Source organism: Pseudomonas svalbardensis, assembly GCF_030053115.1.
GTDB lineage: Bacteria > Pseudomonadota > Gammaproteobacteria > Pseudomonadales > Pseudomonadaceae > Aquipseudomonas > Aquipseudomonas svalbardensis.
The window spans coordinates 3,003,830-3,030,623 of the sequence record NZ_CP125619.1 but is presented as its reverse complement, the minus strand read 5'-3'; the positions used below and the strand labels follow the sequence as shown (position 1 = coordinate 3,030,623).

Sequence of the window (26,794 nt, the reverse complement as noted above, 5' to 3'; positions counted from 1 at the left end):
CCTGATGGAGGCTGATGAGCGAAAGACCATGAGCGATAGAATCCCCGTCCGAATTGTTGAAAGTGCACCGCTAGTGCAAAGCTACGAGCCTTCGCGTCCAAAGATGAAGGCCAAGTCCAGCGACAACCTGATCCACACCCGCAGCTTCACCGGTTTATTCCGCACCCTGCGCTTGAGCGGCGCGGGGTTTCTGTTTTTGCTGTTCTTCGGCACGGTGTGGTTGAACTGGGGCGGCCGCCAAGCCGTGCTCTGGGACCTTTCCGAAAGCAAATTCCACATCTTCGGCGCAACCTTCTGGCCGCAGGATTTCATCCTGCTGTCGGCGCTGCTGATCATTGCCGCGTTCGGCCTGTTTGCGATCACCGTGTTCGCCGGGCGAGTCTGGTGCGGTTACACCTGCCCACAGAGCTCCTGGACCTGGATCTTCATGTGGTGCGAGAAACTCACCGAAGGCGAACGCAACCAGAGGATCAAGCTGCAAGCCGCGCCCTGGGGCCTGAACAAACTGATCCGCCGCTCGGCCAAGCACACCTTGTGGCTGGCCATCAGCCTGTTGACCGGCCTGACCTTTGTCGGCTATTTCACCCCGATCCGGCCGCTGGCCGAAGAACTGCTGACCTTGCAGATGGGCGGCGTCAGCCTGTTCTGGGTGCTGTTCTTTACCGGCGCGACTTACATCAACGCCGGTTGGCTGCGTGAAGCGGTGTGCATGCACATGTGTCCGTATGCGCGGTTCCAGAGCGTAATGTTCGACAAAGACACCCTGACCATCTCCTACGACGTGGCCCGTGGCGAAAACCGTGGCCCGCGCAAACGTGACGTGGCACCGGCTGAGGTCGGCCTCGGTGATTGCATCGACTGCCAGGTGTGCGTGCAGGTCTGCCCGACCGGCATAGACATCCGCGACGGCTTGCAGATGGAATGCATCGGCTGCGCCGCGTGTATCGACGCCTGCGATTCGATCATGGACAAAATGGGCTACGCCCGCGGGCTGATCAGCTACACCTCGGAGCATCAGTTGCAGGGCGGCAAGACTCATTTGCTGCGGCCACGATTGATCGGCTACACCGTGGTCCTGCTGGTGATGATCGGTGCGCTTGCCCTGGCGCTGGTGGAGCGGCCAATGGTGTCGCTGGACGTGAGCAAGGACCGTGGCCTGTTCCGCGAGAACAGTCAGGGGCAGATCGAAAACATCTACAGCCTCAAAGTCATCAACAAGACCCAGCAACGTCAGGACTACCGTCTGACCCTGGTCGACGTGGACGGCTTCCATTTGCAAGGCAAGACCGAACTGAGCCTCGCGCCCGGTGAGATTGTGGATGTGCCGGTGTCGGTGGCGATGACCACGGAACGGCCGAGCAGCAGTTCGCAGACGATTACGTTCAAGATCGCCGACAGCGATGAGTCGGGCATTTATAGCGAGGCGAAGAGCCGGTTTGTTGCGCCGATGAACCGTTGATCCCTTAGACTGCGGTGCTGCCATTCGCGAGCAGGCTCGCTCCCACAAAAACTCTGCAGTACCTGTGGGAGCGAGCCTGCTCGCGAAGAAGTCACCGCCGATTTTCCAGAATGACACCAACCCGGGCCCCCGATGAAACGCTACGAAAAATTCGCCGACGACATCGCTGAACTGATCCGCTCCGGTGTTCTCGGCCCCGGCCAGCGCGTGCCATCGGTGCGCTACGCCAGCCAGACTTACGGGGTCAGCCCGTCCACGGTGTTCCAGGCCTACTACCTGCTCGAACGCCGCGGCCTGATCCGCGCTCGCCCGCGTTCCGGCTACTTCGTCAACGCGCACGCGCCGAGCCCGTTCTCGGAGCCGGTGATCAGCAGCCAGGTCAATGAGTCCACCGAAGTCGACGTCAGCGAACTGGTGTTCTCGGTCCTCGACTCGATCAAGGACCCGAACACCGTGCCCTTCGGCTCGGCTTTCCCCAGCCCGACCCTGTTCCCGCTGCAACGGTTGTCCCGCTCTCTGGCCAGCGCCGCCCGCGAGATGGACCCGCGCATGGTCGTCACCGACATGTCACCGGGCAACCCGCTACTGCGTCGACAAATCGCCCTGCGCTATATGGTCGGCGGGCTGATGCTGCCCATGGAAGAACTGCTGATCACCAACGGCGCGCTGGAAGCGCTGAACCTGTGCCTGCAAGCGGTCACCGAGCCCGGCGATCTGGTGGCCATCGAAGCCCCGGCGTTCTACGCGTGCCTGCAAATCCTGGAGCGGCTGAAGCTCAAAGCCGTGGAAATCCCTGTGCATCCGCGCGATGGCATCGACCTTGGCGTACTCGCGCAAACCCTGGCACGGCACCCGATCAAGGCTGTCTGGTGCATGACCAGTTTCCAGAACCCGATGGGCGCGACGATGCCCGAGGCGAAGAAACAGGAACTGGTTGAGCTTTTGCGCAGCCATCAAGTGCCGTTGATCGAGGACGATGTCTACGCAGAGCTGTATTACGGCCAACAGGCGCCGAAACCGGCCAAGGCTTTTGATACCGAAGGGCTGGTGATGCACTGCGGTTCGTTCGCCAAAAGCCTGGCCCCCGGCTACCGCATCGGTTGGGTCGCCGCCGGGCGTTACGCGCAGAAGATCGAACGACTGAAGCTCATGACGTCGCTGTGCGCGTCGATGCCGGCCCAGGCGGCCATCGCCGATTACCTGCAACACGGCGGCTACGACCGGCACCTGCGAAAACTGCGTTACGCCCTCGAAGAACAGCAAAGCGCCATGCTCGCCGCTATCGCGCGCTACTTCCCGGCGCAAACCCGTGTCAGTCAACCGGCCGGCGGCTACTTTTTGTGGCTGGAATTGCCACCGCAGATGGATTCGCTGAAGTTGTTTCAGATGGCGTTGGCGCAAGGGATCAGCATTGCCCCCGGGCCGATCTTTTCACCGACCCAACGCTTCAGGAATTGTATTCGACTGAATTACGGCAGCCCCTGGGATGAGACTGCCGAGAAGGCGATGGAGACGTTGGGCCGAATTGTGCGGTCGTTCTGAGAGTTTGATGGCGTCGGGTCTACCGCCTTCGCGAGCAGGCTCGCTCCCACAGGGGAATGCGATCAACTGTGGGAGCGAGCTTGCTCCGGGCGGCGTTCCGACGATGAGGGCAGACCAAACAGTGCAAATCTAAAGGCTTAGCGCCCGCCGCCGAGGTCAACGAATGTCCCGGTCGCATAGGAAGCCTTGTCCGACAGCAACCACACGATCGCCTCAGCCACTTCTTCCGGACGCCCGCCCCGAGCCATCGGAATCGCCGACTCTAGCTTGCTGACCCGATCCGGGTCACCGCTCAACGCATGGAAATCGGTGTAGATGTAACCAGGGCGCACCGCGTTGACGCGGATGCCTTCGCCGGCCACTTCTTTGGACAGGCCGATGGTGAAGGTATCCAGCGCGCCTTTGGAGGCGGCGTAATCGACGTATTCACTGGGCGCGCCCAGGCGTGAGGCCACCGAGGACACGTTAACGATGCTGCCGCCCTGCCCGCCATGCTTGGGCGACATGCGCAGGATCGCGTGTTTGGCGCAGAGGATCGGCGCCAGGACGTTGGTTCTGAGGATTTTGAGAATACGGAATTCGGACATTTCATCGATCCGCGACTTGTGCCCGACGGTGCCGGCGTTGTTCACCAGTGCCGTGACCCGGCCCAACTCAGTGTCCACGCGGTGGAACAACGCGATTACTTCGTCTTCGATGCTGACGTCAGCGCGCACCGCAATGGCTTGGGCGCCGAGGGCGCGGACTTGTTCCAGCACAGTTTGCGCAGCGGATTCGTCGGCCAGGTAGTTGATGCAGATCCGATAGCCTTGTTCTGCGGCCAACAGGGCTGTGGCGGCGCCGATACCACGGCTGCCGCCAGTGATGACGATGACTTTGTCCATGCGAAACTTCCCCCATTCCAAGCGTTAGCAGTCGGGGCCAAGAATAACCGTCATCGCTGGCTTTTGCATGGGCTCACATCAATCACATTGTTCTCAACTCACCGCCAATTGCTCTGCACGCAGAATATCCACCATGAAGCGTTCGGCCGGCAACGGGTGCCCGAGCAGATAACCCTGCAGCGAATCACAACCGAGTTGCGTCAGGAAGTCTTGCTGCGAGTCAGTCTCCACCCCTTCGGCGACGATCCGCAACCCTAGCGCCTGACCGAGGGCGACGATGGCGGAAACGATGGCGGCGTCATCGCTGTCACGCTCCAGGTCGCGGACAAAACCCCGGTCGATCTTCAGTTCGTTGGCCGGCAAGCGCTTGAGGTACATCAAGCTCGAATAGCCGGTGCCAAAGTCGTCGATCGACAGGTCGACACCCATTGTCGAAAGCTCCTGCAGCACTGTCATGCTCGCATCGGCATCGCTCATGGCGGTGGTTTCAGTGATCTCGAGGGTCAGGCTGTTGGCCGGCAAATGGTGAGTGGCCAAGGCTTTGGCGACGCTCTGGACCAGACCCGCGTGGCAGAACTGCAAGGCTGAAAGGTTCACCGCGATGCGCCAGTCGGTGTACCCGAGCACGTACCACTCGCGCATCTGACGGCAGGCTTCGTTGAGCACCCACTCGCCAATCGGAATGATCAGCCCGGTCTTTTCCGCCAGTTCGATGAACTTGTCCGGGAGCAACATGCCCTGGGTCGGATGCACCCAGCGCAGCAACGCCTCGGCGCCGACCGGTCGGCCATTGTTGGCATCGAACTTGGGTTGGTAATAGAGACTGAATTGCTGCTGATCAATGGCGATACGCAAGTCCTGCAATAACTGCAGCTGTTTACGCGCGTTGCTGTTCATCGAGGCATCGAAGAAGCTATAGCCGTTTTTCCCGGAGCCCTTGGCGTGATACATCGCCGCGTCGGCGTTCATCAGCAATTCCTCGGCGGTTTCACCGTTGCCCGGATAAATCGCAATGCCGACGCTGGCGGAAATCTGCAAGTCATGTTCGCCGACCCGGAACGAACGCCCGATCAGCCCGACCTGACGGGCTGCCAGGCTCAATGCGTCATTCTGTTCGCCGAGCTGCACCAGTAAAACGAACTCATCACCGCCGATCCGCGCCAGGGTGTCATGGCTGCGCAAATCCTCGCGCAAGCGCAGACCGACTTCACGCAACAACAGATCGCCCATATGGTGACCGAAGGCATCGTTGACTGGTTTGAAACCGTCCAGATCGATGAACATCAACGCGAAACAACCGCCCTGCTCCTGCACCATGGACATTGCCTGATCGATGCGGTCAGCCAGCAACACGCGATTCGGCAGGCCGGTCAGGGTGTCATGCAGGGCCAGTTGAGTCAGTTCGCGGTTGGCCTCGGTCAATGAGTGGGCAAGGCCTGCGGTGCGGGCCTCAAGGCGCGCATCGAGGATCGAGGTCAACAAGGCAAGGCTCAACACTGCCAGGGTGGTGATCAGCACCAGATTGTCCAGGCCCTTGCCGTTCAGGCCGCTGACGGCCGCGCCACAGAAGCTGCCATCCGGGAAGCGCGCCGCCGCCATGCCGGTGTAGTGCATGCCGACAATCGCGAGGCCCATGATCACCGCCGCACCGCCACGGATCAGGCCGACATAAGGTGTGTGCTGGCGCAGGCGGAAAGCGATCCATAACGCGGCGCCCGAGGCGACTACGGCGATCAGCAGCGAGGCGCCGAACAGCGTCGGATCGTAATCGATACCCGGCTGCATGCGCATGGCGGCCATGCCGGTGTAGTGCATGGCGCTAATCCCGGTGCCCATGACCAGCGCGCCGAATGCCAATTGCCAGGCTGGCAATTGTGGCTGGCTGACCAGCCACAGGGCAAAGCCGCAGGACAGGATGCCAATCAGCAGTGACACCAACGTGATGCCGACGTCGTAACCGAGGTCGATGGGCAATTCAAACGCGAGCATGCCGATGAAATGCATCGACCACACGCCAACCCCCATGGCAAAGGCGCCGCCCGCCGTCCATAGATGCACGGCCCGGCCCGTGGCCGTGGCGATACGTTCGGTCAGGTCGAGCGCGGTATAGGAGGCGAGAATCGCCACAAAAAGCGAGATGATAACCAGCGTGGGGGAATAGCTACCGATAAGCATAAGACTTCTCGCGACAGCCCTCCGTTCTCGGGGGGCAAATCGGGCGATTGTACTGATTGCGCAAAAGAACGCACCGACAAAATAAGCAAATGGCCATCAAGTCGATGAAACGTTGGTTTTAAGGTTTCACATCGGGGCAGATGCCTACTATTTTTCGCTCACTTGCAACGCCCCATCCCAGCCACCACCCAATGCCGCGATCAACTGCACACTGGCAATCAACCGGCTCTGCAACAGGCTCAGCACGCTGCGTTCATTGTTCAACGCTGTGGCCTGAACGACCACCACGCCCAGATAAGCGATCACACCGGCCTTGTACTGGTTCTGGGTCAGGCGCAAGGACTCTCGCGCCGCGTCCAGCGCTTCCTGGCGCACGCCCGCTTCGTCTTCCAGGACCTTGAGCTGCACCAGATAGTTTTCCACCTCACGGAAACCATCGAGCACGGTCTGGCGGTACTTGGCCACTGTTTCGTCGTAGGCCGCTTCGCTGCGGTCAACTTCCGCAGAGCGCTGACCGCCGTCGAACAAGGTCATGGCTAATTGCGGTCCGACCGACCAGAAGCGGTTTGGCACGCTGATCCAGTTGGAAGAGGTGCTGCTGCTGTAACCACCGTTCAGACTCAGGGTGAAGTCCGGGTAGTAGGCCGCCTTGGCCACGCCGATGTTGGCGTTGGCGGCCATCACCGAGCGCTCAGCGGAGGCGATGTCCGGGCGGCGCTCGAGCAATTGCGAAGGCAGGCTCAGCGGTATCTCGGGCAACGCAGGAATGTCTTTGCTTTCAGCCAGGCTGAACTCGGCCGGCGGTAGCCCGATCAGAACGGCAATGGCATTCTCGAACTGGGCGCGCTGCCAGATCAGATCAACCATGTCAGCCTGGGTGCTTTTGAGCTGAGTCTGAGCCTGCGCCACCGCGTCCTTGCCGGAGACACCGGCGCGGTACTGGTTTTCAGTCATTGTCAGCGAGCGCTGATAGGCCTCGACCGTCGCCTCCAGCAGGCGTTTCTGCTCGTCGATCACGCGCAGTTGCAGATAGTTCTGTACCATTTCCGACTGTTGGCTCAAGCGCATCGCCGCCAGATCGGCATAACTCGCCTCGGCGTTGGCAGTGTCGGCTTCCAGTCCTCGTCGCAGTTTGCCCCAAACATCGGCTTCCCAACTGACCCCGGCCTGTGCGGTGTAAGTGTCGCGAATCCCGCTGGAGGAACTGGTCAGGCTCGAACTGCTGCTGCCGGTGCCCTGGCTGGAGCGGTTTTTCCCGACAGTCAGGTCCACGGTCGGAAAAAACGCGCCACGAGCACTGCGCACCAAGGCCTGGGCCTGACGGTACTGGGCTTCGGACTGCGCGACGGTCTGGTTGGCACTGTTAAGCTTTTCGATCAGGCCATTAAGCTGCTGATCGCCATACAACTCCCACCAGGCGCCACGGGCCAGGGAATCGCTGGGCTTGGCCTGACGCCAGCCTGCCGCTTCCTTGTATTGCGCCGGCGCAGCCGCTTGCGGGCGCTGGTAATCCGGGCCGATAGCGCAGGCGCTGAGCATCGCCACGCACAGCGCCAGGCTCCACAAACGCGAGCCTCGGGCCGTTACCAGCGGTGCAGCCAGAGTGATAAGCGAACGGTCAGTCATAGCGGAGTTTCCAGAGCAGCATCGGTACGCACCCCACGCCAGTGGTTGAAGCGATGGCGCAGTTTGTCGAGATACAGGTAAACCACCGGGGTGGTGTAAAGGGTCAGCACCTGGCTGAAGATCAGCCCGCCGATAATGGTCAGGCCCAGCGGTTGACGCATTTCCGCCCCTTCGGCGCGGCTCAGCAGCAACGGCAATGCGCCGAGGATCGCCGCCAGGGTGGTCATCAGAATCGGCCGCAGACGTTGCAGGCAAGCGCTGCGAATCGATTCCAGCGGCGCCATGCCCTGATGCCGTTCCAACTGCAACGCCAGGTCGATCATCAGAATGGCGTTTTTCTTCACCACGCCGATCAGCAGGAACAACCCGAGCAACGAGATCAGGCTGAACTCACCGCCCAGCGCATAAATCGAAAGCAACGCGCCGACCCCGGCCGACGGCAAGGTCGAAAGAATGGTCAGCGGATGGATGTAGCTTTCATACAGCACACCGAGCACCAGATAAACCGCCACCAGCGCGCCGAGAATCATCCACGGTTGGCTCTTCTGGGTCGCGGCGAAGGCATCGGCGGTGCCGGCCATTTTCGCAATGACACCTTCCGGCAGACCCACCTTGGCGATCGCCCGCTCGATGGCGGCCGTGCCCTGCTCCACCGTCACCCCGTCGGCCATGTCGAAAGCAATGCTTTCCGAAGCGAACTGGCCTTCGTGGCTGACCCGATCGTCTTCCAGGCTGTTTTCGTAATGGGCGATGGTCGACAACGGAATCCGCGCGCCGTCGGCGGTGATCACCTGAACCTGATTGAGCGTGATCGGGTCCTGGGCATATTTCGGGTTGACCTCCATCACTACCTGATACTGGTTGAGGCTGTCGTAAATCGTCGAAATCTGTCGCTGACTGTAGGCGTTGTTCAGCACCGAGGTGACCATGTCCATGTCGACACCCAGGCGTTTGGCCTGATCACGATCGACAATCAACGTTACTTGCTGCGCGCCACGGCCTTCTCGGGCGTCAATCGCCGTCAGCTCCGGCAAAGCCTTGAGCGCAGTGACAACCTTCGGATACCACTCGCGCAACGCACCCAGATCACCGCTTTGCAGGATGTACGAATACTGCGACGTACTTTGCTCGCGACCGCCACCAAATTGCAGGTCCTGGTCGGCCATCAGCATCAACTGTGCACCGGCCACCTTGGGCATTTCCTTGCGCAGGCGTTCGATGACCTTTTGCGCAGACAGGTTGCGTTCCTTGATCGGCTTCAGCCGCACCAGCATGAAGGCGTTGTTGGTGCCGTTGGTGCCGCCGATGAAGCCGGCGACGCTTTGCACCGCGTCATCCTTGAGCACGGCGCGGCGGAAGGTTTCCATTTTTGGCTGCATCACGCTGAACGACAACCCATCGTCGCCGCGCACGAAGCCGATCAGCTGACCGGTGTCCTGTTGAGGCATAAATGTTTTAGGAACAACGACATACAGTGCAATGTTAACGCCGACTGTCACTAGCAGGCTAAGCAGGGTCAACCGGCGATGACGCAGCACCCAGTCGAGGCTCGTGGCGTATTTGCCGACCATCCACTCGTTGGCGCGCTGACTCCAGCGCTGCAAACGGTTTTCCTCACCCGGCGTATGCGGCTTGAGCCAGCGGGCGCAGAGCATCGGTGTCAGCGTCAGAGAGACCACCAGTGACACTACGATGGACGCCGCCAGCGTGATGGAAAACTCGCGAAACAGGCTTTCGACGATCCCGCCCATGAACAGGATCGACAGGAACACTGCCACCAGCGAGACGTTCATCGACAGCAAGGTGAAGCCGACTTCCTGCGCCCCCAGGTACGCGGCCTTCATCGGCGGTACGCCTTTGTCGATGTGCCGGGAAATGTTCTCCAGCACCACGATGGCATCGTCCACCACCAGCCCGGTGGCCAGAATCAGCGCCATCAGCGACAGATTGTTCAGGGAGAATCCGTAGAGGTACATCACCGCAAAGGTACCGACCAGGGAAACAGGCACCGCCAGGGTAGGAATCAACGAGGCGCGGAAGTTACCGAGGAACAGGAACACCACCAGAATCACCAGCGCCACGGCAATCAACAGGGTCATTTCCGCTTCGTGCAAGGTCGCCTTGATCACCGGCGACCGGTCCATCGCCACGTTCAGCTTCACGCTGGCCGGCAACACGGCCTGCAACGCCGGCAGTTGAGCCTTGATTTCGTTGACCGTCTCGATGATGTTGGCGCCGGCCTGGCGGTTGATCACCAGCAGTACCGCCGCGTCGTTGTTGAAGAAACCGCTGTTGTAGCGGTCTTCGACGCCGTCGCTGACCTTGGCCACGTCCTTCAGGCGCAGGGCCGCGCCGTCCGCGTAGTGAATGATCAGCGACTCGTAATCCTTGGCTTTTTCCAGTTGATCGTTGGCCTGAACCTGCCACAGCCGCTGGCCATCTTCGACCGACCCTTTTGGCCGGCGCACGTTGGCGTTGGCGATGGTGTTGCGCACATCGTCCAGCGCCACGCCGTATTGGTTGAGCGCCTGCGGTTCGAGTTCGATGCGCACCGCCGGCAAGGAGCTGCCGCCGATCTGCACTTCGCCGACACCCTGCACCTGAGACACGCTCTGGGACAGAATCGTCGAGGCCAAATCGTAGAGCTGGCCTTTTTCCAGTACGTCGGAGGTCAGCGACAGCACCATGACCGGCGCCTGGGACGGGTTGACCTTCTTGTAGGTCGGCATGCTGCGCATCCCGCTCGGCAGCAGGTTGCGCGAGGCGTTGATCGCCGCCTGCACTTCCCGCGCCGCGCCGTTGATGTCGCGGTCGAGGTCGAACTGCAAAATCACCCGGGTCGAGCCCTGGCTGGAGCGGCTGCTCATGGTGTTGACCCCGGCGATGGCGCCGAAGGAGCGCTCCAGCGGCGTGGCCACGGTCGAGGCCATGACCTCAGGGCTTGCACCGGGCAGACTCGCCTGGACCACGATCACCGGAAAGTCCATCTGCGGCAGCGGCGCCACCGGCAACAGGCCGAAGCTCACGCCGCCCAGCAGCAGGATCGCCAGGCTCAGCAACATCGTCGCGACCGGGCGCTTGATGAAAGGTCCGGACAGGTTCATGGCTGTTCTACCGCTTCCACGGCTTCAGACTTGCGACCCCAGCGCCGACCGAGGCGGTCGAAATACAGATAGATGACCGGAGTGGTAAACAGCGTCAGCACCTGACTCACCAACAAGCCCCCCACCATCACCAGGCCCAACGGTTGACGCAGTTCCGCGCCGGAGCCGGTCGCCAGCATCAGTGGCACCGCGCCGAACAACGCGGCCAGTGTGGTCATCAGAATCGGCCGGAAACGCAGCAGTGCCGCCTGATAGATTGCCGTTTCCGGGTCCATGCCCTGATTGCGTTCAGCGTCGAGGGCGAAGTCGATCATCATGATCGCGTTCTTTTTCACGATGCCGATCAACAAAATGATGCCGATGATCGCGATCATGCCAAGGTCATTCCCGCTCAACAGCAATGCCAGCAAGGCGCCGACCGCCGCCGAGGGCAAGGTCGAGAGAATGGTGATCGGGTGGATGTAGCTCTCGTAAAGCACACCGAGCACGATGTACATGGTCACCACCGCCGCCAGAATCAGCAGCAAGGTGCTCGACAGCGACGCCTGGAAAGCCTCGGCCGCGCCCTGGAACTGGGTCTGTACGCCAATCGGCATGCCGATGTCCTTCTGCACCTGGTCGATGATCTCCACCGCATGCCCCAGCGCCACGCCGGGCGCGAGGTTGAAGGACATCATCACTGCCGGAAACTGCCCGATATGAGTGATCGCCAGTTGCGCCTGACGCTCCTCGATGTGCGCCAGACTGGAGAGACGCACTTGCCCGCCGTCGGTGGTTTTCACGTGAATCTGATTCAGCGCATCCGGGCCGATCTTCTCGCCGGACTGCGATTGCAGCACCACGCGGTACTGGCTGGCCTGGGTGTAAATGGTGGAAATCTGCCGCTGACCGAAGGCGTCGTACAACGCATCGGTGATGTTCGACACCGACACACCGACCCGCGACGCCGCATCGCGGTCAATCACCAGATAAACCTGCAAGCCTTTGTCCTGCAAATCGCTGGCAACGTCGGTCAGCTCCGGCCGTTGGGCCAGTGCTTCCACCAGACGACCGCTCCACAGGCTGAGCAGCTCGGAATCCGGCGACGACATGCTGAATTGATACTGGGTGCGGCTGACGCGGTCTTCGATGGTCAGGTCCTGCACCGGCTGCATGAACAGGCGAATGCCGGTGAGTTTGTCCAGTTCCGGTTGCAGACGGGCAATGACTTCGGTGGCGCTCAAGTCGCGGTTACTGTGGGATTTGAGGTTGATCAGCAGACGACCGCTGTTCAGCGTCGAGTTGTCACCGTCGACGCCGATGTAGGACGACAAGCTTTCCACTGCCGGATCGGCAAGGATCACCTTGGCCAGCTCCTGTTGACGCTCGCTCATCGCCGCAAAGGAAATCGACTGCGGCGCCTCGGAAATGCCCTGGATCACCCCGGTGTCCTGCACCGGAAAGAAGCCCTTGGGCACCACCATGTAAAGGAATACGGTCAACGCCAGCGTGCCGATGGCCACCATCAGGGTCAGCGGTTGATGCTTGAGAACCCACTTTAACTTGCGCCCGTAAGCCGCGATCATCCAATCAATTGTGGCGCCGCTGGCTCGGTAGAAACGGCCTTGTTCTTCTTCCTTGGGTTCACGCTTGAGCAACCGAGCGCACATCATCGGCGTCAGTGTCAGGGACACCACCAGGGAGATCAGGATCGCCACCGCCAGGGTGATGGCAAATTCGCGGAACAACCGCCCCACCACGTCGGCCATGAACAGCAACGGAATCAGCACCGCGATCAGCGACAGGGTCAGGGAGATCAGCGTGAAGCCGATCTGTTTGGCGCCCTTGAGCGCCGCATTCAGGGGGCTCTCGCCCTCTTCGATAAATCGGGAAATGTTCTCCAGCATGACGATCGCATCGTCCACCACGAAACCGGTGGCGATGGTCAGTGCCATCAGGGTCAGGTTGTTGACCGAGAAACCCGCGAGGTACATCACGCCGAAGGTGCCGATCAGCGACAGTGGGACCGCGACCGACGGAATGATCGTGGCGCTGACCCGACGCAGGAACAGGAAGGTCACCATCACGACCAGCGCAATGGCGATCAACAATTCGTGCTGCACGTCGGTGACCGAGGCACGGATGGTCTGGGTGCGGTCGGTCAGCACAGTGACTTCGAGACCGGCCGGCAGGTTGTCGGTGATGCTCGGCAGCAGGGCTTTGATCCGGTCAACCACTTCGATGACGTTGGCGCCAGGCTGACGCTGGATGTTCAGCAGCACGGCCTGACTTTCGTTGGCCCACGCCGCCAGACGTTCGTTTTCCGCGCCATCGACGATCTCTGCCACGTCCTTGAGCCGCAACGGCGCGCCGTTGGCGTAGGTGAGAATCAGATTGGCGTAGTCTTTGGGCGAGGTCAGTTGATCGTTTGCATCGAGCATCGACACCCGGGTCGGGCCGTCGAAGTTGCCCTTGGGTTGGTTGACGTTGGATGCGCCGATCAGGGTTCGCACGTCGGAGAGGTTCAAGCCATTGGCGGCCAGCGCCTCGGGATTGACCTTGATTCGCACCGCCTGACGCTGGCCGCCGGCAATGCTGACCATGCCGACGCCGCTGATCTGGGCGATTTTCTGCGCCATGCGCGTGTCGACCAAGTCATTGAGCTTGGGCAGCAGCATGGTCTTGGACGTGATGGCCAGGGTCAGCACCGGGGTGTCCGCCGGGTTGACCTTGTTGTACACCGGCGGCGCCGGCAGGTCCTTGGGCAGCAAATTGGTCGCAGCGTTGATCGCCGCCTGCACCTGCTGCTCAGCGACGTCCATGTTGATGTCGAGGCTGAAACGCAGGGTCAGCACTGAAGCGCCGCCGGAACTGGTCGAAGCCATTTGGGTCAGGCCGGGCATCTGCCCGAATTGACGCTCAAGCGGCGCGGTCACGGCGCTGGTCATGACATCCGGGCTGGCGCCGGGGTACAGCGTCATGACGCGGATGGTCGGGTAATCGACCTGAGGCAATGCCGACACCGGCAACAGCCGATAGGCGATCACGCCGGCCAGGATAATGGCCAGCATGCTCAGGGTCGTGGCGACCGGGCGAAGGATGAACAGCCGCGAGATGTTCATGCGCCGCCCTTTTTCGCCTTGTCGGTGACTGTCGCGTCAGGCGCGGTGGTGGCCGACTTGCCTTGCAGGTGTTCAGTCGGGGTGGTCGGTACGTCCTTGCTATCGTAGACCACTTCGACTTCGCTGCCCTCTTTCAGGCGGTCGGTGCCTTCCAGCACGACGCGATCACCTGCGGCCAAGCCTTCGGTAATGACGGTGTTTTCGCCGTCACTGGCGCCGACTTTCAACTGACGGATCGTGACTTTCTTGTCGCCATCCAGCGCATAGACAAAAGTACCGTTGGTGCCGAACTGAATTGCCGCCGAGGGTGCGAGGACCACTCCTTTGAGGGTGTCGGCCAAAAGATGAACGTTGACAAACTGATTGGGGAACAGCGCCTGATCGCGGTTCTCGTAGCGAGCCTTGAATTTCAGGGTGCCGGTGGTCACGTCGATCTGGTTATCGAGGCTCTGCAAGACGCCGGTGGCCTGCAACTTGGTGTCGCCACGGTCCCAGGCTTCGGCGGGCAATTTGGCGCCGGTGCGATAGCGGGCCAGTACGACGTCGAGGCTGTTTTCCGGCAAGGTGAAGGCAACGCTGATCGGTTGGGTCTGGGTGATGATCACCAGCGCGGTGGTGTCGTTGGCTGCCACCAGATTGCCGACATCCAGCTGACGCAAGCCCACACGCCCGGCAATCGGGGCGCGGATCTTGGTGAATTCCAGATTGAGCTTGGCGTCGTTGACCGCCGCCTGATTGGTTTTGACCGTGCCCTGATACTGGCCCACCAGCGCTTCGGCGGTGTCCAGGGTCTGCTTGGCGATACTGTCTTCGCGATACAGGCCGCGATAGCGTTCCACATCGACCTGGGCGTTTTTCAGTTGTGCCTGGTTCTGCAGCAACGTGCCTTCGGCCTGAAGCAAGGCGTTCTGGTACGGACGCGGGTCGATTTCAGCCAGCAGATCGCCAGCCTTGACCATCTGCCCTTCCTCGAAGGAGATCTTCATCAGCTCACCTCCGACGCGGCTGCGCACATTGATGGTGTTCAGCGCCGTCACGGTGCCCAGCGCCTTGTAGTACAGCGGGAAGTCACCCTTGACCGCTGGCGCGACACGCACTGGAACCGGCCCGGTCGCCCCGCCGAAACCGGGACGCATTCCCCCCGACCTGCCGGTTTGCCCGGCAACGGCTTTTTGCCCTGCGCCCTCTTTTTGGGCAGTGCCGACGGGCCAGAATTTCCAGCACAGGCCAGCGATGACCAACAGGACAAGCAGGCCGAACAGCCAGCGACGGGGACTACGGGAAACGGAGGATTGCATGGAATGATCAACCATTGGGCGCGTGGGCTTCTTCTACAGGAGGCTGAACGATAAGCACTGGCGGGCATTAAGCAAAGCGGCTTTACCGGCAATTTACCTTCGGCTTACGTAACAGGATGTTTTGCCAAGACACTGAATCACAAATGAAAACGGCCTGGACAGAGGGGGCGTTCTCACTGAATTTCCCCGCCGCGCCGGGTCTGCTGTTGTGCAGGGCAAGGCGCGAGAAGCGTGGTTTGGTCATTCCAAATAAGCTTCGAGCAACGCAGCCCTGCACAACAGCAGGCCCGGCCCTTCGGGTTGTGCCTTAAAGCGGGCCAGCCTGCGTTGCAGGCCTTGGGAAGGGAACAACCATTACCAGCGGCCTGCGCCTTGCCTGGCCCGCTTTAAGGCGACAACGCGGCGGGGAAATTCAGTGAGAACGCCCCCTAGGCCGTTAACAATTGTAAAACGACGCTTACTTCAGAACGGCGAGTGCTGCTTCGTAGTTCGGTTCTTCAGCGATTTCCTTGACCAGTTCGCTGTGCAGAACGTTGTCGTTTTCGTCCAGAACCACGACGGCACGGGCGGTCAGGCCTTTGAGCGGGCCGTCAGCGATGGCAACGCCGTAGTTCTCGATGAACTCGGCACCGCGCAGGGTCGACAGGTTTTGTACGTTTTCCAGGCCTTCGGCGCCGCAAAAGCGCGCTTGAGCGAACGGCAGGTCAGCGGAGATGCACAGCACGACAGTGTTGGCGACATCACTGGCCTGGGCGTTGAACTTGCGAACCGAAGTGGCGCAGGTCGGGGTGTCAACGCTTGGGAAGATGTTCAGCACTTTGCGCTTGCCGGCGAAGCTCGCCAGGGTCACGTCGGACAGATTGCCGGCAACCAGGGAAAAGGCTGGCGCCTTGGAACCGGCTTGTGGCAGTTGGCCGTTGACTTGAACCGGGGAGCCTTTAAGAGTGACTTGAGCCATGAACGGAGTCCTTCTGAACGTTGTTGTAGAGAATTTTGAAGAGGCCGAAGTTAACCACGAAATGGCCCGACGACCTATGCCCAGATACAAATTGTGAAGTGTCGTCGCACACATTGGATACAAACCGCCCCCATCACCGCATAGCGAGTTTAGTGTCGAGAAACAAATCTGCTTTTCGGCGATCTTCCGTAAGAAGCATTGTCGATTCGGGCAACGGCCATTCGACTAGCCAGTGAGTCACTCACATCCAGCGGAGATAAGACCATGCGATTCATGATCATTGTGAAAGCCAGCCAGGATTCCGAGGCCGGTGTGCTGCCCAGCGAGGAACTGATGACCGCGATGGGCAACTACAACGAGGAACTGGTCAAAGCCGGCATCCTCATCGAGTGCGATGGCCTGCAACCCAGCAGCAAGGGCGCCCGGGTGCGATTCTCGGGTGAAAAGCGCACGGTGATCGATGGCCCGTTCGCCGAAACCAAGGAGCTGATCGCCGGCTACTGGCTGTGGCAGGTGAAGTCGAAACAGGAAGCGATCGAGTGGGTCAAGCGCTGCCCCAACCCGATGCCAGGCACCGACGCCGAGATCGAGATTCGCCAGGTGTACGAGGCCGAAGATTTCGGGGCCGAGTTCACACCTGAATTGCGGGAGCAGGAAGAACGGCTGCGTACGCAGGTGAAGAAACGCTGAGTAACGGATCTATCCCATGCACCTGCGTGGGATTGATCAACATGTCGGAGCCTCATAAGAGCGAGGCGTGACCGCGATTGCTTTTTTGCCTCACGCATCTCCACCCCCCGTTTCGCGTTAACCTTTTAGTACACACAATCCCCACAAGCGTGCACAAAAAACCAAAGATTCCCCCTTTCGACTGGCGAACCCCGGGTTAGCTGCTAGCGTCAACAGACGTGTCCTACAGGCTTGATAGGAAAGAGATTTCGCAGTAACGGCCTAGAAGTGCCGAGTCGTCCAATCAGCCACGCTGGTGCGCGCGGGCAAATCGGCCCCGGCCATGCCGGCCCTGCGCAAAGCCGCGCGTTGAAGTGATCCTTCGCCAGGTCTGTAGCAGCTGCCGAGCCTGCGAGGCTGCGTTCGGCGACAAAGTCGTCGTAAACCCTGCAAACGCGGTTTTCCTGTAAACCGTATCGCGTGACTTCACGACGGCTGCCTCCGAACGCGGCCCGCACCGAACGCAGCCTCGCGCTGCTCGACAGCTGCTACATCGACGGTGGAATCACCAGGACGAACCACTCTTCAACGCCAATTCCCGCCGACTATTCGCCCGCATCGCCTTGATCAACGACACCGTCCCCACCAGCAAAATCGCCGCGCCAAACAGGAAGTCAATGTTGTACAGCTGAAAGTCCTGCAACGACCCCACCAGCAATATCCGGACTGCACCGATACTCACCAGCGTGGCGAGAAAATCGATGCCCGGCTCGTCGCGATAAAACACGTGCATCAGCGGCAGGCAAATCACCAGCAGCAATAGCAAGACGATCACCTTGAACGAGCCTTTGCGCTCGACGCTGAACGCACATTCGTTGGCGGCGTAAGGCTTGTAATCCTCGTCGCGTACCAACGAGTTTTTCTCATTGATGTACTCGACCCGGTTGTACTTTTGAATGGGCGTAAAGGTGTTCGACATCTCCATCACCGTGGTGATGTGGCGAAAGCGCAAGTCGACGCGCTCATTGCCCTTGAGGTAATACAGCACCGGTTTGTAGCCGTAGCGGTAGGTGTCGAAGGGAAACTCGGTGGCGCGCCCCTGCACGCCAATCGGTCGCGGTTCGAGCTCCGCGTAGGCACTTTTGTTGTCAGAAGCGAGGTTACGGCTCAGGGGCTTGATCCTGACCTGTTCGAGGAAAATCGGCGTGGCGCCGTAGGACCATTGCAGCGGTTCCAGGCGCAGGCGCAGTTCGTTACGGCCCAGGTCATAGCGATTGAAGGTGCGTTCGGAAACAATCACCGCGCCGCTGAGCAGGAACTCGCCACGCAGGTTGTTAGTGACGCGCAGCGTCAACTGATCCTTACCCAGCGACAGCGCATCGGTGGCCGGTGGCGTGCCGCACCAGGCGTAACTGTCGGGCGCACCACCCAACTGACCGCCGCGGTTCTCCTGGAACACATAAAAGTAACCGCCCCACAGGGTCAACATCAGCAGAAACGCGGTTAACCCTAGAATCTTCTTGCCCACACTCAAACCAGACTCCTTTCGGTACGACTTCCTTATGAGCTGCGGACTCTACCAAAGTGCCATCATCGACCCAAGTACAAATGCCTTACGCCACCACACAACATTTCCCACGGTGTGCGACTAAATCGAATTAATTTGAGTTCTGGATGATGGCGCACTGCCATTAATGCTAGAGTCCGCGCCGGGCAGTCAGCCCCCAATAATCACAACGAGGCGACATGAAGCGTACCTCGGCCAATGACGGCAAATACCGGTCTCAAGGATCATCAATGAAAGCTCTCCGCACGCTGTTCACCGTTTCAGCCCTGACCGCCACACTGCTGACTTCGGGCTGTGCAAGCATTGTTGGCGACAGCAAATACCCAGTGAACGTGTCGAGCACTCCAAGCGGTGCCGACTTCACCATCAAGAACAAGGACGGAGTCGTCGTACATAACGGTTCCACGCCCAATACCGTTACCCTGCCTTCAGGTCGTGGCTACTTCAAAGGTGAGGCCTACACCATCACCTTTAAGAAAGAAGGTTATGCCGATAGCAGCGCTACGCTGGAAACCAGCATGAGTGGCTGGTACTGGGGCAACCTGTTGTTCGGTGGGTTGATTGGCATGCTCGTTGTCGATCCACTCACTGGCGCGATGTACAAACTTCCCACCGACGCTGCGGGCAATCTCGGCAGCCCACTGCCTGGTGAAGCGCCAAAAAGCCTCACACTGCTCGAAATTGATCAGCTTTCTCCAAGCGATCGCGCTGCTCTGGTCCGTATCAACTGACAGCGCTCGGCGCGTCCTGCTCTACAGGATGCGCCATCCTCACTGGCGTTCTACTGACGCCGTCGAAAAACGGCCGCGGCTCAATCACCGAACGCCCATACAGCACGCTCATCCCGGCCAGCCCCGTGAGCGCATCTTCGGCGGACTTGTCTTCACGCACCGCAAAGCTGTCGAACCCGCATTGACGCATGTGGCTGAGTTGATCGCGCGGTACATCGCCGACGGCGCGCAACTCGCCCGTCCAGCCCAATCGAGTGCGCAGCAAGTACGCCTGGCTGTAACCGCGACCATCACGGAAACTCGGAAAACCCAGGGCAATCAACGACAAGTGTGAAAACCACGGCTTTAGGCTTTCCACCTCATCGTCCGGCCCCAACCACACGCCCTTTTGCGGTGGACCTTCAAGCCAACGGGCCAACGGCAGAATCACTGCATCACCCGGCGGTGAGGCAATGCCCGGTTTGGTCGACAACACCACGCTGGCGTAGCCCGGCACTTTGTGCGGCTGAACGTTGCGCGACACCCAACGGGCGAAGGCCGGGTTTTCGGACAGGCGTGTGCCGAAATCGAGGTCGGTGTCCGCCAGAGCGCGGTTTCCCGGGCAAAGGCTTCGATGCCCACCGCCTTGACCGGAATCTTGATCCGCGCCTTGTACTTGTTGTCGCGCCGACCGTGGCGGTTGTAGACCCGCAGCACCGCTTCGACGTAGGACAGCAGGTGTTGCCACGGCAATCCCTCGCGAATCTGTAAACCAAGGATCGGCGTGCGCCCCAACCCGCCGCCAACGATGACCCGCAGCAGCATTTGCCCGTCGTCACCCGGGTAAAGATAGAGGCCGATGTCATGCATCATGATCGTCGCCCGGTCCTGCTCCGCCGAGCAGATGGCGATCTTGAACTTGCGCGGCAGAAACAGGAATTCCGGGTTGATGGTCGACCACTGCCGGAGGATTTCCGTCAGCGGCCGCGGGTCGATCATTTGTTCTGCCCCGTAGCAGCTGTCGAGCACCGCGAGGCTGCGTTCGGCTCGGGCCGCGTTCGGACGTAGCAGTCGTAAACCCTGTGTACCCGGTTTACCTGACCCACCGAGTCGCTTGATTTCGCGACTGCTGCGTCCGAACGCGGCCCGAGCCTCGCGGTGCTCGACAGCTGCTACGGGGTTGGCGGTGCTTGTGGTAGCGACTATGGACCTGCGGCGCAGTACGTTACAGATTCAGCTAAATACTAAAAAACCGTATCAGACTGCGGCTGATCACCACACGCATGCGCTTTATCTGATCCGCATAAACTCGGTTTTTCTGAGTCTGTTTTGTTTCTGGCAGGGTTTCTACAGTGGACGACATGCCAGTCCGGGTGGCCTGGCAAGACTTTGCAACCGTGGAAGCATTGACCATGAGCACAGCAACAATCGGACAGGCCTATAACTACAAGGTCGTCCGCCAATTCGTCGTGGCAACCGTGGTTTGGGGTGTCTTGGGGATGGCGATGGGGGTGTGGATCGCCTCGCAACTGGTGTGGCCGCAGATGAACCTCGACCTGCCGTGGACCACCTTCGGCCGCTTGCGCCCGCTGCACACCAGCCTGGTAATTTTCGGCTTTTCCGGCAGCGCGCAATTCGCCGCCAGTTACTACGCGGTGCAGCGCACCTGCCAGGTGCGGCTGTATTCGGACAAGCTTGCCGCGTTCACTTTTTGGGGTTGGCAATCGGTGATCGTGGTGATGCTGATCACCCTGCCGCTGGGCTACACCACCACCAAGGAATACGCCGAGATCGAATTCTCCGGCGCGGTGTGGATGACGGTGGTCTGGGTCGCTTACGCCATCGTGTTTTTCACCACCGTGGTGCAACGCAAGACCAAACACATCTACGTCGGCAACTGGTTCTTCGGCGCGTTTATCGTGGTCATCGCGATGCTGCACGTGGTCAATCACCTGGCGATTCCGGTGGACTGGTTCAAGTCCTACCCGGTGTACTCCGGGGCGACCGACGCCATGGTGCAGTGGTGGTACGGGCACAACGCAGTGGGTTTCTTCCTGACCACCGGGTTCCTCGGGATGATGTACTACTTCGTGCCGAAACAGGTCGGGCGGCCGGTGTATTCCTATCGGTTGTCGATCGTGCATTTCTGGGCGCTGATCACCCTGTACATCTGGGCCGGCCCGCACCATTTGCATTACACCGCGCTACCGGATTGGGCGCAGTCACTGGGCATGGCGATGTCGCTGATCCTGCTGGCACCGAGCTGGGGTGGGATGATCAACGGCATGATGACGCTGTCGGGGGCCTGGCATAAATTGCGCACCGACCCGATCCTGCGCTTTTTGGTGTTGTCCCTGGCCTTCTACGGGATGTCGACTTTCGAAGGGCCGATGATGGCGATCAAAACGGTCAACGCCCTCTCCCACTACACCGACTGGACCATCGGCCACGTCCACGCCGGCGCTCTGGGTTGGGTGGCAATGATCACCTTCGGTTCGCTGTACCACATGATCCCGAAAGTCTTCGGCCGCGAGCAGATGCACAGCACGCCGCTGATCAACCTGCACTTCTGGCTGGCGACCATCGGCACGGTGTTGTACATCGCCTCAATGTGGGTCAACGGCATCACCCAAGGCCTGATGTGGCGCGCGATCAACGACGACGGCACGCTGACTTATTCCTTCGTCGAAGCCTTGCAGGCCAGCCATCCAGGGTTCGTGGTGCGCTTCGCCGGCGGTGTGTTCTTCCTCAGCGGCATGTTGCTGATGGCTTACAACGTCTGGCGCACGGTGCGGGTTTCGGACGTCGAAATGGCCGAGTGCGACGCGCAGATTGCCTGAGGCAAGGAGCTTGAGATGATTGAGGTCGTGCTGAATGTGTTGGGCGTGACGGGGCTTTGCCTGGCGGTTGAATACTGTCTGAAACACCAGACGACAGAAAGTCTGGATGAAGCTAGTCTGATTCCGTTTGCCGATGACCCGGAGGTGGCGCGGCGGGTGGAGTTGGCGACGGGCAAGACCGTGAAGGCCGTTGCGCCGGAAGAAGCAAAACCTGGTTGGGGGGATTTGGAGATTTGAGGGGAGTCAGCTAAGGCCACCCCTCACCCTAACCCTCTCCCCAGGGGGTAGAGGGGACTGACCGAGGTGTTCTTTCAATTTACATCGACCTGAAATATCGAGCCGAACTCTGGTCTTGAAAGGCACGGAGATCGGCTCCCTTTCCCCTCTCCCCTCTGGGGAGAGGGTTGGGGTGAGGGGTGGCGCTTGACCTTAGCTGCGTTCGCGGGGAATCAGGCTCTGCAACTGCTGCGCCAAAAAGTTCGCATCGAACGCAAAGGTATCCGGGTCTTTCAAGCCGTTGGTCTTGCGCCATTGCCAGCTGCTGGACGGCGGCAGGCACACCAGCGAAATGCTGCCGTACCGCGCGGCCGTCAGGCCCATCACGGCCAGTGAAATCTGACCACCGGCACCCATCACATCCGGCACAAACTCCACCGGTTTACCGGCGATCACAATGGACAGCTTCTCGGTCTTGAAGGTCGACGTCTCGACCGGAACGCTTGGCCCCGAGGCGACATACGCCTCGCGGCTCACCTCTAGCAGATTCGGCGCCTGGACCGGTTCCAGCCATTGCTGGATCTGATCGAACAGTTCACCAATGCGCGTCGCCCACACGGCCGATTGCGACTCGAACAGTTGCTTCTTGTGCGCTTCGCTTTCTGCGTAATGGCGAAGCATCTCACCCAATTGCTGTACGTCGTCCATTGCGGTGTTCCTTTGTTGAAGCGGTGCTGCGGTTTTTGAGCATGGCAGATTGAGCACAGGACTGTTCAATTAAAACGAAGACTGATGAATGCACGGCACTGAAAATTACGACAAACGGTAGCGAAAAACACAATTTATACGACTTTACCTGTCAGATGTGACAGTAGCCAACTCGCTTGAGCCGGTGTTTGATAGACCCGCCACCTAAACTGCCGGGATGGTGAAAGTCACGCTCAAGGAGACAGGTGATGGATAACCAAACCAACAACAATGTTCTGACCCTATATCCGGTAATCATCCCGGGATGGAAAACTCCGGTCATTCATGATTCCAATCCACAGGGGGGCATTCCCCTTTCCCTCTTCAACGAACATCTTGAGGGTCTCTTATGCATTATGGATCCTTGGCTCAATGCGGCGCCCAACGACCGCGTTGATCTGTATGTGGACGGCAGAGCAACCCCCGTAACTGGCAAAAACATTGAGCCTGGCAAGGAAAACGATCGTGTTCAACTGCACATCCCTAAAGGCATCCTTCACGAAGGTGTCAACGAGATCTTCTACAAGGTGCGGAGGGTTGGTCAGACAACACCCGAAGAGTCCCGGAAATTAAAAGTTCTCTACCATACCCTTGCACCAGGTGAACCCGGCCATTCGGCGCGCAAGGTTCAGGTCTCCGCCGATGTGCAGACCAACGGAGTGGATAAAGCCCAGGCAGAGCGCGGTGTCGTGGTCGGGTTCGACTATCCCAATAAACGCGCCCATGACGATATTCGCCTGACCGTGGGCACAACCTATGTTGATCATAAAGTTTCTCCCGGCGAAGCCCTTCCAGGCAGTCCGGTTGTAACCGAGACGCTCTACACCGCTACGTTTGAAAAAACCGGCGACAACCCACGAACACCGTTCCAGTACGCGGTCACTGATCAACTAGGCAATCCATCTGGCCCATCCGCGGCCTTGGAGGTGGACGTACACCTCAAGGACAAGCCTGTCCCTATTAATCTGCTGCCACCCAAATTGCTGGAAGCTAAAGAATCGGGGGGGACACGATTGAACTTCGTAAAAGATTTTTACGAAGCCGCATTTGCAACAGTTCAAGTGGCTTATATCGGCTCCGCCCCACAACAAACCGTCAAAGTGTACTGGCTTGGTCGTAACAGCACCTATGGAAGCGACATTCAAACAGTCAGTCATTCAGGGCAAACGTTGACCTTCAAGATCCCTCGTCTGGAAGTTGTAGACACGATTAGCCGCGTCGCAGAAATCGCCTATACCGTCAGACTACCAAACACAACTGAAGACCTACCTTCCAAAAAACTGCATATTGCGATCACGGGACAAAAACACCATCTTCCGGAACCTACCTTATCTTCAGATAAACTCAATGCGAGAGCCTATTATCCGACCCTTGATGGCGCCTACAAGGTACGACTGGCATGGTTCGGAGTAGTGACCCGTTACAGTGATGAAATTCCGATTGTTCAATCTAACTATACCAACATAACTGTCCCTCAAAGCTGGATAACTGAAAACAAAGGACGCCCAGCACTTATCAACTACACCCTGAGAAAGACAGGAACTCTCGAACCTATCATTTTTTCGTGGTGCTTGAGAATCACTTTATAACCACCCACCTATAACGTTTGCTGCAACTTAAATGCATTGCAACGCCGATCACGTAATTGGCGTTACGCCCTACCGCTAACTATTTAACGAGTTTTTTGCAATGAACAAAACAGTCGCACTTCTTCTAACTGCACTCATGGTGGGTTGCAGCCAGGTCGGTACATACTCAACTAGTGAGAACGAGGCAGCGGTGCAGTCCAGCACGTTGCAGGGTCAGCACATAGCAACCCAACTTACGACGCTTTATGGGCGGAAATTTCCTAACTGTAACAAGGTAGATTCACAACCGGGGTTCCTGTGCTCCGGTGTAACACTCAGGGTCACGGTGAGGGATCCTGCAGGACAGTATAAAGTCTGGGACCCTAGCCCTACGTCGGTAAAAAGTGGCGGAGTATCATTCTCGTACTTGAGGGCCGATGCAAACTTCGGGCGACTCGCATGGGGTTATGGAAACGGCTACATCCTTTACCCCTTTCTCGAACAGCCCGCAGGCAAAGATCAGTTGCAGTACCTGTGCTCATACCCGATGGATGCATGGGGTTGGCATCGAAGCGCAACCGAAGTTTGCGGACCGTCCGCCACTTTTCCTGTGCAAAGCAAACGCTGCCAGGATGCCGGTGTGACCACCGCAGCCCAAGCGGTGGGCGTATGGAATACACCGGGGGGGGGCAACCCAAACTTGCGCCAATGTGGTTTCGACGTCACGGATGACCGCAATACATTAGCAGGACCCGCGTTTTACCAGTCCGTGCTGGCAAAACCCATGCTGGGCACTACTGGATTCAACGAACATAACGAAATAATTATACGGACCTGGCATGCGGGTCGAGCCAACACCCTTCCCATCATGGCGTTCTTTTTCATTGCAGGTGGTAATAACCAAGGGCTGCCAGACGCACAATACAATCAACGAGATTTTTACAACTCGACCAATCCAAAAATTGTTGTACCTATCATTCGACTGACTCCGCCCTCCAGCGCAGCCGGTACAGCGACATTCACCTACGTCGCCGCCGATCAAGTGGTAACTCAATGAACAGTCTACCGTGGCGCTCTCTTGGTATAGCCCTGAACTCTAACCGTCATTCCCTGATAGGCGTCGGGTTGATGTCGGGCTTAAGTGCATCCCTTTATGCGCAAAATGCAAAGGACACGCCTGACAGCTACATCATTATTGCGGAACGCTGTGTGAAATACGTGGAAGGTGCACAGTGGATTTGTCGGGACTATGAGTAGTCATTTTCTATTACACCCACACCTTGTGCGAGGCGGACACCGCCAGAAGGGACGCCCTACTTGTGGGACGAACTCACCCGCGACTATTCCAACAGCCGCTATTGGAAAAGCACCCATGGCATGCGCCATCAATTGAGTTGCCATCTGGCGATAGCAAGAGACAAACCGCAATGAAACCTGGAACCGTGGCGACCTGATGTGGGGTATGAGAAGACGTTGGCCGCCGGGTGCAACCATGTCATCCCCTTGCCTGAAAAGGCACCATGACACTTCTCCGAAAGATGAGCGTTACAGTTTATTTTTCACTGGCATCTGCCCTTGAACACATCGAAACTCCCAAGCCAAGCCTGTCAATGCAGGCCATAGCTTGAGGAAAACCAATGCGCACCATCGGCCTTATCGGCGGCATGAGCTGGGAGTCCAGCGCCGAGTATTACCGTCTCATCAATCAGCAGGTGCGCGACCGGCTCGGGCCGTTGCGTTCGGCGAAATTGCTAATGTACAGCGTCGACTTTGGCCCTGTCGAACAGGCCCAGCATGCCGGGCGCTGGGACGATGCGGCGGCGATTCTGGTGGATGCGGCGAAGCGGTTGCAGGCCGGTGGTGCCGATTGCGTGGTGTTGTGCACCAACACTATGCACAAAGTGGCCGGGCAGATTCAGGCAGCGATCAGTATTCCATTTCTGCACATCGCCGACCCGGCGGGTCAAGCTGCCATCGAGGCTGGTGCGCTGAAGATTGGATTGCTCGGCACAGCGTTCACCATGGAGCAGGATTTTCTCAAGGAGCGCCTGACTTCAATGGGCCTGACCGTACTGGTGCCGGAGGCCGATGAACGTCAGGCCGTTCACCGGATCATCTATGACGAGTTGTGCGTCGGGGTGGTCAGCGAGGCGTCACGCAAGGTGTATCAGCAGGTCATCGAATCACTGACCCGACGTGGCGCCCAGGCAATCATCCTCGGTTGCACGGAAATCGGCCTGCTGATCAAACCCGAGCATAGCGCCCTGCCCTTGCTCGACACCACCGAACTGCATGCGCAGGCGGCGGTGGCGTTCGCGTTGGGCGAGTGA

20 protein-coding genes and 1 pseudogene are annotated in these 26,794 nt (G+C 59.2%); 10 read left to right on the top strand and 11 right to left on the bottom strand.

What is annotated here, in order from left to right:
• Positions 1-28: 28 nt before the first annotated feature.
• Both ccoG and mapR read left to right on the top strand, forming a co-directional pair.
• The gene (gene ccoG / locus QFX16_RS13950) at positions 29-1,459 is read left to right on the top strand and encodes a cytochrome c oxidase accessory protein CcoG (protein ID WP_283184376.1); all 1,431 of its coding nucleotides are present in this window, start codon (positions 29-31) and stop codon (positions 1,457-1,459) included.
• A 132-nt stretch (positions 1,460-1,591) separates the two neighbouring features.
• The gene (gene mapR, locus QFX16_RS13945) at positions 1,592-3,001 is read left to right on the top strand and encodes a GntR family transcriptional regulator MpaR (RefSeq protein ID WP_283184375.1); all 1,410 of its coding nucleotides are present in this window, start codon (positions 1,592-1,594) and stop codon (positions 2,999-3,001) included.
• Positions 3,002-3,138: 137 nt separating this feature from the next.
• Here the strand turns inward: mapR and QFX16_RS13940 are convergent, their stop codons facing one another.
• From QFX16_RS13940 to tpx, 7 genes are all read right to left on the bottom strand, one after another.
• Positions 3,139-3,885 (bottom strand): SDR family oxidoreductase, encoded by a 747-nt coding sequence (locus QFX16_RS13940; protein WP_283184374.1) that lies wholly within the window; start codon positions 3,883-3,885, stop codon positions 3,139-3,141.
• A gap of 93 nt (positions 3,886-3,978) precedes the next feature.
• The gene (locus QFX16_RS13935; RefSeq protein ID WP_283184373.1) at positions 3,979-6,060 is read right to left on the bottom strand and encodes a putative bifunctional diguanylate cyclase/phosphodiesterase; all 2,082 of its coding nucleotides are present in this window, start codon (positions 6,058-6,060) and stop codon (positions 3,979-3,981) included.
• A 147-nt stretch (positions 6,061-6,207) separates the two neighbouring features.
• Positions 6,208-7,686, bottom strand: coding sequence for an efflux transporter outer membrane subunit (locus QFX16_RS13930; RefSeq protein ID WP_283184372.1), 1,479 nt, complete (start codon positions 7,684-7,686; stop codon positions 6,208-6,210).
• Entirely contained in the window at positions 7,683-10,790 is a 3,108-nt protein-coding gene (locus QFX16_RS13925; RefSeq protein WP_283184371.1) for an efflux RND transporter permease subunit, read from the bottom strand. The genes QFX16_RS13930 and QFX16_RS13925 overlap by 4 nt, the downstream gene beginning before the upstream one ends.
• Positions 10,787-13,891, bottom strand: coding sequence for an MdtB/MuxB family multidrug efflux RND transporter permease subunit (locus tag QFX16_RS13920; RefSeq protein ID WP_283184370.1), 3,105 nt, complete (start codon positions 13,889-13,891; stop codon positions 10,787-10,789). Before QFX16_RS13920 ends, QFX16_RS13925 begins: the two co-directional genes overlap by 4 nt.
• Positions 13,888-15,204, bottom strand: coding sequence for an MdtA/MuxA family multidrug efflux RND transporter periplasmic adaptor subunit (locus QFX16_RS13915; RefSeq protein WP_283184369.1), 1,317 nt, complete (start codon positions 15,202-15,204; stop codon positions 13,888-13,890). Before QFX16_RS13915 ends, QFX16_RS13920 begins: the two co-directional genes overlap by 4 nt.
• Positions 15,205-15,646: 442 nt before the next feature.
• Positions 15,647-16,147 (bottom strand): thiol peroxidase, encoded by a 501-nt coding sequence (tpx, locus tag QFX16_RS13910; RefSeq protein ID WP_008150862.1) that lies wholly within the window; start codon positions 16,145-16,147, stop codon positions 15,647-15,649.
• Positions 16,148-16,411: 264 nt separating this feature from the next.
• On the opposite strand from tpx, the gene QFX16_RS13905 reads away from it, so the two are divergent.
• Positions 16,412-16,837, top strand: coding sequence for a YciI family protein (locus tag QFX16_RS13905; RefSeq protein WP_283184368.1), 426 nt, complete (start codon positions 16,412-16,414; stop codon positions 16,835-16,837).
• 544 nt (positions 16,838-17,381) lie between these two features.
• Here the strand turns inward: QFX16_RS13905 and QFX16_RS13900 are convergent.
• Positions 17,382-18,350, bottom strand: a complete 969-nt coding sequence (locus QFX16_RS13900) for a hypothetical protein (protein WP_283184367.1) — start codon at positions 18,348-18,350, stop codon at positions 17,382-17,384.
• A gap of 263 nt (positions 18,351-18,613) precedes the next feature.
• Here QFX16_RS13900 and QFX16_RS13895 point away from each other — a divergent pair, with 263 nt between their 5' ends.
• A complete protein-coding gene (locus QFX16_RS13895) occupies positions 18,614-19,114 on the top strand; it encodes a peptidase associated/transthyretin-like domain-containing protein (protein ID WP_283184366.1) in 501 nt (166 codons plus the stop codon).
• On the opposite strand, the gene QFX16_RS13890 is transcribed toward QFX16_RS13895, so the two are convergent.
• Both QFX16_RS13890 and QFX16_RS13885 read right to left on the bottom strand, forming a co-directional pair.
• Positions 19,107-19,610, bottom strand: a complete 504-nt coding sequence (locus tag QFX16_RS13890; RefSeq protein WP_439900119.1) for a DUF934 domain-containing protein — start codon at positions 19,608-19,610, stop codon at positions 19,107-19,109. The genes QFX16_RS13895 and QFX16_RS13890 overlap by 8 nt on opposite strands.
• Positions 19,541-20,092, bottom strand: coding sequence for a hypothetical protein (locus tag QFX16_RS13885; RefSeq protein ID WP_439900118.1), 552 nt, complete (start codon positions 20,090-20,092; stop codon positions 19,541-19,543). Before QFX16_RS13885 ends, QFX16_RS13890 begins: the two co-directional genes overlap by 70 nt.
• A gap of 413 nt (positions 20,093-20,505) precedes the next feature.
• Between QFX16_RS13885 and ccoN the strand changes: the two genes are divergently transcribed.
• Positions 20,506-21,933 carry a cytochrome-c oxidase, cbb3-type subunit I gene (gene ccoN / locus QFX16_RS13880; RefSeq protein WP_283184365.1) on the top strand — a complete coding sequence of 476 codons (1,428 nt, stop codon included), beginning with the start codon at positions 20,506-20,508 and terminating at the stop codon, positions 21,931-21,933.
• A gap of 15 nt (positions 21,934-21,948) precedes the next feature.
• On the top strand, positions 21,949-22,170 hold the full coding sequence (locus QFX16_RS13875; RefSeq protein WP_283184364.1) for a cbb3-type cytochrome c oxidase subunit 3: 222 nt from the start codon (positions 21,949-21,951) through the stop codon (positions 22,168-22,170).
• 192 nt (positions 22,171-22,362) lie between these two features.
• On the opposite strand, the gene QFX16_RS13870 is transcribed toward QFX16_RS13875, so the two are convergent.
• The gene (locus tag QFX16_RS13870; RefSeq protein ID WP_046046933.1) at positions 22,363-22,857 is read right to left on the bottom strand and encodes a hypothetical protein; all 495 of its coding nucleotides are present in this window, start codon (positions 22,855-22,857) and stop codon (positions 22,363-22,365) included.
• A gap of 248 nt (positions 22,858-23,105) precedes the next feature.
• Between QFX16_RS13870 and QFX16_RS13865 the strand changes: the two genes are divergently transcribed.
• The 4 genes and pseudogenes from QFX16_RS13865 (at position 23,106) to QFX16_RS13855 (ending at position 26,794) form a co-directional block, all read left to right on the top strand.
• Positions 23,106-24,485 carry a hypothetical protein gene (locus QFX16_RS13865; protein WP_283184363.1) on the top strand — a complete coding sequence of 460 codons (1,380 nt, stop codon included), beginning with the start codon at positions 23,106-23,108 and terminating at the stop codon, positions 24,483-24,485.
• A 619-nt stretch (positions 24,486-25,104) separates the two neighbouring features.
• A complete protein-coding gene (locus QFX16_RS13860) occupies positions 25,105-25,521 on the top strand; it encodes a hypothetical protein (RefSeq protein WP_283184362.1) in 417 nt (138 codons plus the stop codon).
• Between the two features lie 209 nt (positions 25,522-25,730).
• Positions 25,731-25,988, top strand: a pseudogene (locus QFX16_RS29590) (DUF2599 domain-containing protein).
• 113 nt (positions 25,989-26,101) lie between these two features.
• Positions 26,102-26,794: an aspartate/glutamate racemase family protein gene (locus QFX16_RS13855; RefSeq protein ID WP_283184361.1), complete on the top strand. Its 693-nt coding sequence runs from the start codon at positions 26,102-26,104 to the stop codon at positions 26,792-26,794.